Source organism: Kitasatospora sp. NPDC034023 (genome assembly GCF_055575795.1).
Map to the genome: position 1 here is coordinate 237,047 of NZ_JBVIRY010000008.1, position 6,071 is coordinate 243,117.

The 6,071-nt window shown below is 73.2% G+C and carries 6 protein-coding genes and 2 pseudogenes; 3 read left to right on the forward strand and 5 right to left on the reverse strand.

Features of this window, described 5'->3' with window-relative positions:
- Positions 1 to 44 precede the first annotated feature (44 nt).
- The 3 genes and pseudogenes from ligD to ACZ52R_RS15250 form a co-directional block, all read right to left on the reverse strand.
- Positions 45 to 917 (reverse strand): annotated as a pseudogene (gene ligD, locus ACZ52R_RS15240) (non-homologous end-joining DNA ligase); the annotation flags it as partial.
- Between the two features lie 121 nt (positions 918 to 1,038).
- Complete coding sequence (locus ACZ52R_RS15245; protein ID WP_465618112.1) at positions 1,039 to 1,386, reverse strand: MmcQ/YjbR family DNA-binding protein; 348 nt, start codon at positions 1,384 to 1,386, stop codon at positions 1,039 to 1,041.
- A 4-nt stretch (positions 1,387 to 1,390) separates the two neighbouring features.
- Positions 1,391 to 1,816 carry a VOC family protein gene (locus tag ACZ52R_RS15250; protein ID WP_465618114.1) on the reverse strand — a complete coding sequence of 142 codons (426 nt, stop codon included), beginning with the start codon at positions 1,814 to 1,816 and terminating at the stop codon, positions 1,391 to 1,393.
- Positions 1,817 to 2,115: 299 nt separating this feature from the next.
- Between ACZ52R_RS15250 and ACZ52R_RS15255 the strand changes: the two genes are divergently transcribed.
- Positions 2,116 to 2,550: a CBS domain-containing protein gene (locus tag ACZ52R_RS15255; protein ID WP_465753560.1), complete on the forward strand. Its 435-nt coding sequence runs from the start codon at positions 2,116 to 2,118 to the stop codon at positions 2,548 to 2,550.
- Positions 2,551 to 2,768: 218 nt separating this feature from the next.
- Here ACZ52R_RS15255 and ACZ52R_RS15260 read toward each other — a convergent pair whose 3' ends face one another.
- Positions 2,769 to 3,665: a helix-turn-helix domain-containing protein gene (locus ACZ52R_RS15260; RefSeq protein ID WP_465618118.1), complete on the reverse strand. Its 897-nt coding sequence runs from the start codon at positions 3,663 to 3,665 to the stop codon at positions 2,769 to 2,771.
- Positions 3,666 to 3,797: 132 nt separating this feature from the next.
- Between ACZ52R_RS15260 and ACZ52R_RS15265 the strand changes: the two genes are divergently transcribed.
- Positions 3,798 to 4,382 (forward strand): pyridoxamine 5'-phosphate oxidase family protein, encoded by a 585-nt coding sequence (locus ACZ52R_RS15265; RefSeq protein WP_465618120.1) that lies wholly within the window; start codon positions 3,798 to 3,800, stop codon positions 4,380 to 4,382.
- 148 nt (positions 4,383 to 4,530) lie between these two features.
- On the opposite strand, the pseudogene ACZ52R_RS15270 reads toward ACZ52R_RS15265, so the two are convergent.
- Positions 4,531 to 4,854 (reverse strand): annotated as a pseudogene (locus tag ACZ52R_RS15270) (transglycosylase family protein); the annotation flags it as partial.
- 636 nt (positions 4,855 to 5,490) lie between these two features.
- Here ACZ52R_RS15270 and ACZ52R_RS15275 point away from each other — a divergent pair.
- A complete protein-coding gene (locus ACZ52R_RS15275) occupies positions 5,491 to 5,982 on the forward strand; it encodes a universal stress protein (RefSeq protein WP_465753565.1) in 492 nt (163 codons plus the stop codon).
- Positions 5,983 to 6,071: the final 89 nt, after the last annotated feature.

Consider the following 6,071-nt stretch of genomic DNA (forward strand, 5'->3'; position numbering starts at 1 on the left):
GACTCCCGGGCCTGCGGCTGCTGCGGCGCCGCCGTCGAGGGAGCGGACGGCAGCGGGCGGGCCCGGTCCGGGTCCAGCAGCGGGGCGAACAGGTCGCCGTGGGCGGCCAGCCGGTCGGGGACCTCGGCGAGCGTGAACGTCAGGTCCTGCTCGCCGCCCGCCCGCTCCAGCTCGGCCCAGGACAGCGGGGTGGAGACCGTCGGCAGCGGCCGGGCCCGCAGGGTGTACGGCGCCGCGGTGGTCTTCTTGGCGTTGTTCTGCGACCAGTCGACCAGTACCCGCCCCCGGCGCCGGGCCTTCGCCATGGTGTGCACCGCCAGCTCCGGGTGCTCGGCCTCCAGAGCGGCGGCCAGCTCCTTCGCGTAGGCGGAGACCCGGGTGCTGGGCGTGGGCTCGATCGGGACCAGCAGGTGCAGGCCCTTGGAACCGGAGGTCTTCACCCAGGCGGTGAGGCCGTCCGCCGCCAGCCGTTCGCGCAGCAGCAGCGCGACCGCCCGGCAGGTGAGGACGTCCGCGCCCTCGCCGGGGTCGAGGTCCAGGACGAGCCGGTCGGCGAGCGCGGGCGCGGCCGCGTGCCACTGCGGGACGTGCAGCTCCAGGCAGCCCAGGTTGGCGACGGACAACAGCGCCGCGCCGTCCTCCAGCACCACCTGCCACAGCTCGCCGGTGTTGCTCGGGACCTCGACGGTGCGCACCCAGTCCGGGGTGCCCGGGGGCGGGTTCTTGGCGACGAAGACCTCCGCCTCGACGCCGTCCGGGCAGCGCAGGAAGGACACCGGGCGATCCCGCAGGTGGGGGAGCAGGGCGGTGTGGACGGCGGCGTAGTAGCGCAGCACCTCGCCCTTGAGGGTGCCGGTGCGCGGGTAGTACACCTTGTCGAGGTGGGAGAGGGCGAGAGTGCGCCCGTCCACCGTCATCTGCGGCACGGTGCGGCTCCGAAGCCTCCGGTTGGGTGGCCCCCGCAGCCAGTCTGCCCCGCTTCGGCGGCGCCCGCCCGGGGCCCGTGCGGTGCGCGGGCCCCGGGCGCGCGGGTGGGGGCTACCGCCCCGGGCCGACCAGCGCGTGGGCGTCCGCGACCAGGTCCTCGATCCGGGCCCAGTCCGGCGCCGGCCCGTCGAGGTACACGCCCAGCCAGCCCCGGTGACCCACGTACGGCGGCCGGAAGTAGCGGTCGGGGTCCTCGCCGGTCATGCGTTCCTGCGCGCCGCCGGGCGCCGCGCACCAGAAACCGAGGCGGTCGTCGTGGTGGTGGTCGGAGAGCATCACGAACACCCGGGCCCGGCGGCCGGAGCCCGCGAACCAGGTCGGCTCCCCGTGGCTGATCCGCTCCTCGACCTCCGGCAGCGCCAGGCAGAGCGCCCGCAGCCGGTCCACCGGCGTGGGCACCGCGTCACCCCACGGCCGGACGGGGCGCGCCCGGATAGGTGCCGAAGTACCAGCGGTTGCCCTCCGGGTCGGCGGCGGCGAAGTCGCGCGAGCCGTAGTCCGTGTCGTACGGCGCGGTGGTGATCCGGGCGCCGGCGGCCACCGCGCGGGCGTGCACGGCGTCCGGGTCGGCGGTGACCACGTACGCGGTGAAGCCGCCGGGCTTGCCGGGCCAGGGCGAGGCGCCGTCGGGCGTCTCACGGTCCGAGCCGAGCATCACGCCGCCGCCCTCGGGCCAGGCCAGCTCGGCGTGGGCGACGAAATCGCCCTCACCGTAGGCGACGACCTCCTGAAAGCCGAAGGCCTCGACCAGGAAGCGGATCAGCGCCCGGGCGTCGGTGGCCCGCAGGCTGGGCCAGACCTGCGGGGCGGGGGTCTCGGTGGCGTCCATGGCTCTCTCCTCGGGACCGGTCAGGGAAGGTGCGGGATTCCGCTACGCCTCCACTCTGCGGCCGCCCCGCCCGCCCTGCCCGCCCCGCCTCGGACGTCTCGGAACGTCGCCGCCTCCGGGTGAGCCCGGTCTTGCGCCGGAACCGCTCCCGCAGGTGGAAGCGGTCCCCTGGCGCGGTCGCGGACCCGCGCGGTGTTGCTTATGGTGAGGGCGCGGTCACCCCGTTCGCGCCCGAGCCGAGCGCGCGGGGGAGCGCCACCCGGGGGGAAGCGGGGGGAATCACCGACGAAGGAGTCCCCGTGACCACTGCCCGAGACATCATGCACACCGGCGCCCAGTGCATCGGCGCCCACCAGACGCTGGCCGAGGCCGCGAAGATGATGCGCGACAAGAACGTGGGTGCGTTGCCGATCTGCGGCGACGACCAGAAGCTCAAGGGCATCATCACCGACCGCGACATCGTGCTGCGCTGTATCGCCGAGGGCAAGGACCCGGCCACGATGACGGCCATGGACCTGTCCGGCCACCTGCACTGCGTGCGCGCCGACGACAGCATGGACGCGGTGCTGCGCAAGATGGAGCAGCACCAGATCCGGCGCATCCCCGTGATCGACGGCGAGCGGCTGGTGGGCATGATCAGCGAGGCCGACCTGGCGATGGGCCACCGCAACGGCCAGCGGCTGACGGACCAGCAGATCATCGACTTCATGGACGGCGTCTACATGAAGCAGTGACCTCACCTGGTGACCTGACGCAGCGTCCTGACGTCAGGACATGACGCGGTGACCGGGCTCGGCCGATTTCCGACCTGAGCCCCGGCCCCGTCCGCGCGCCGTGACCGGCCGGTCCCCTGTACCGGCCGGGCCATTCGAAGGTGCCGGTCGGGGCCGCCGTGCGTCTTGTACGAATGCGCACGCGGTCCGAAAGCGAGTCCGCCTACGCGGCGCCGGCCCTACGCGGCGCCGACGTCGAGGACGGCGCTGGTCACCCGTCCCGCCACCCGGTCGGTGGGCTCCGGCAGGGTGGCGGCGCCGCTCCGCGAGGCCAGGAACTCGCGCGGTGAGCAGCCGACCATGCCGCGGAAGCTGCGGTCGAGGTGGGACTGGTCGTAGTAGCCGCAGAGCGCGGCGAGGTCGGCGCCGGTGGAGCGGCCCTCCCGGGCGGCCAGGGCACCGAGGGTGCGCTGGAGGCGGAGGATCCCGGCGGCCTGCTTGGGGGCCACGCCGAGGTGCTCGCGGAAGCGCAGTTCCAGCCGGCGGCGGCTCCAGCCGGTGCCCTCGACCAGGGTGTGGATCGGCACCTGCCCGTGCGAGCGCCGCAGTTGGTGCCAGGCCCAGCGGACGGACGGTTCCCAGTCCGGGCCGTACGCGAACAGTGCGGCGAAGTACCCGTCGAGCATGGCGAACCGGGCCGGCCAGCTCGGGGTGTGGGCGAGCCGGTCGGTGAGCGCCCCCAGCCGCGGGCCCAGGACGTCGCCCGCCTCGGCCCACTGCCCGCCGAGGTCGCCGGCCAGCGGACCGAACGCCCGGAACGCGCCCTGCGGGGTGAGCGAGACGGCCAACCCGTGCAGGACGCCCGTGTGTTCGGCGATCGTCGCGGTGCGGCGCAGCCCGGCCGCGACCGATCCGAAGGAGGTGGCGGGCGCGGGGGAGACGGCGTCGACGAGGCGCATGGTGCCCTCGAAGGCGAGTGCCACCGTGACGACGTCCGTCGGCACCTCCAGCCGGCGGCGCGGCTGCCGCAGGTCCAGCCGGTAGCCGCGGTAGCCGAGGACGTACCGGCGCAGGGGCTCGGCGGGCGTGCCGAGGACCGTCTCCGGAGGGGTTGTCGGGAGGGTGCTCCGGGCCATCTCAACTCCCGTGCTCGGCCGGGCGGGTGACATGTGTACGAGCCATCCTAGGCGCACCGTCGACAGCTCCGGGGCGTCTCGGGGAGTGGATCTTCCTTTCTTGCCAGTCGAGATGCGGGCATACTCGCGCCCATGGGAAAGCAGTACGAATGCATCGAAGGTCGGCTGCGCCGGTTCATCGAGAGCCAGCCGGTCTACTTCGTCGCCACGGCCCCGCTGGCCGCCGACGGGCACGTCAACCTCTCGCCCAAGGGCCGCTCGGGAACGCTTGCGGTGATCGACGAACTCACCCTCGCCTACCTGGACTTCGGCGGTTCGCAGGCCGAGACCGTCGCCCATCTGCGGGAGAACGGCCGGATCACCCTGATGTGGTGCTCCTTCGAGGGACCGCCGACCGTGGTGCGGGTGCACGGCCGGGGCGAGGCGATCTTCCGTGACGACCCGCGCTTCGCCGAGCTGCTCGGCCACTTCGACCCCGCTGCGGACGGGTCGGCCCTGCGGGCGATCGTGCTGGTCAGGGCCGAGCGGGTCAGCGACTCCTGCGGGTACGCGGTGCCGTTCATGGACTACCGCGCCGATCGCGACCTGCACGCCCAGTACTTCGAACGCAAGGGCGAGGAGGGGTTCGGCGCCTACTGCGAGGGCAAGCCGCTCGTCGGCACCAGCCTCGACGGCCTGCCCGCCGTCCCGCTGCCGCTCCCGCCCCGGTCCGCCTGACGGGATCGTCGGCCAGGCAGATCACCGGCCAGGAAGATCGCCGGCCCGACGGGATCGCCGGCTTGGCAGATCACCGCCGCGGGCGGGGCTGATGGCATGACGAAGCCGCCGCACCCGGCAGGGGTGCGGCGGCTTCGTGGGGGTCTTACTTGCTCAGACCGGCCTTGACGGAGCAGATCGGCCAGGCGCCCGGGCCCTGGGCCGCGAGGACCTTCTCGCCGACGGAGATCTGCTGGTCCTTGGTGGCCAGGTCGGCGCGCGGGGCGAAGGAGGTGCCGCCGAAGGCCGCCCAGGTGCTGGAGGTGAACTGGAGGCCGCCGTAGAAGCCGTTGCCGGAGTTGATGGCCCAGTTGCCGGTGGCCTCGCAGGAGGCGACCTTGTCCCAGACGGTGGCCGGCGCAGCGGAGGCACCGGTGGCCGTGACGAGGCCGGCCACGGGCAGGGCGGTGAGCGCCCCGGCCATCAGAGCCATCCGGACGCGGTTGCGGCGCTTCGGGGTGGCAGTGGTGGTGGCAGCGGCGGTCTCGTTACGGAAGGTCATGAATTTCCTTTCGGAGGGGGTTGCGAGCACGCGGAACCAGGCCCTCGGAAGGCCGTTGGTTTCGGGGACACGTCACTCGCGTGGTTCGGCACCGTTCCTGCTCGGGGGCGGTGAGGCCCGTCCGGAGCGGATCGCTCGGTGCAACGGGTTCGAAGTTACGGGGGTGGCCGGGGCCGATTCAAGGATTTGAAGGTTTAGGCACGTCAGGGGGCCGTTACCGGGCGTAAGGATCAAGGAATTGTGCCTATTTCGCCCGTTTTGCACCCATTTCCAAGATCGAATACCGCCGGGAAGTGGCCCGCACCACAGCGAAAGTCCTGTGAGGCCGCGCACATCGTCGACAGCGCGTGACGGCCCGCCCGCCGCCGGTGCCGAATCCGCCGCGCCCGCCGCCGCTCCGGGTGGCCCGCACCACAGGGCTCACCCGGAGCGCCCGCTGCGCTCACTCACGGTGCCCGGAATAGCCTCTGGGCCATGAGCAACGAGAGCGAAGCAGCGGACGCGGCGGACGCGGGAGCAGCGGACGCCACGACAGGAGGGGCGGCCGGCGCCGGGGTACCGGTCGGGATGCCGAACGGCGCCGAGGAGCACGAGGTCGCGGTCGCACCACAGGGCTTCGAGCTGGGGACCGACGGGCCCAAGGTGATCCTGGCGGGGCTGGACGGCTCCGACTCCTCCTGGCGCGCCACCGCCTACGCCGCCGGACTGGCCCGCCGGCAGGGCGCCGTCCTCGCGGTGGCCTACGTCCAGCCGATCCTCGGCGCCGCGACCGCCCTGGCCGGGGCCGCGGTGGAGGAGACCACCCAGGAGATCGCCGAGGAACTGCTGGCCGCCCTGCGCGAGGCCGAGGACCGGGTGCGCGAGGTGTGGAAGGTGGACTGGCGCTTCCTGACCATGCGCGGCGACCCGTACGGCGGGCTGGCCAAGCTGGCCGACGAGCTGCGCGCGGACGCCGTGGTGGTCGGGGTCTCCGAGCAGGCCGGGCACAAGGTGATCGGATCGGTGGCGGTCCGGCTGGTGAAGGCGGGCCGCTGGCCGGTGACCGTCGTCCCCTACTGACATCTGCTCTTTGGGGTGATGGATCTGCCGTTTTACTGACGGATGGTCACCTGCCGCTGTAGACCGTCTCGCATGCGATATGCGGATGG

Excerpts from the sequence above, each read along its gene's own strand:
- ACZ52R_RS15250 (WP_465618114.1), bottom strand. The coding sequence starts at position 1,816 with ATGGACGCCACCGAGACCCCCGCCCCGCAGGTCTGGCCCAGCCTGCGG.
- ACZ52R_RS15275 (WP_465753565.1), top strand. The coding sequence starts at position 5,491 with ATGCCGAACGGCGCCGAGGAGCACGAGGTCGCGGTCGCACCACAGGGC.
- ACZ52R_RS15260 (WP_465618118.1), bottom strand. The coding sequence starts at position 3,665 with ATGGCCCGGAGCACCCTCCCGACAACCCCTCCGGAGACGGTCCTCGGC.
- ACZ52R_RS15265 (WP_465618120.1), top strand. The coding sequence starts at position 3,798 with ATGGGAAAGCAGTACGAATGCATCGAAGGTCGGCTGCGCCGGTTCATC.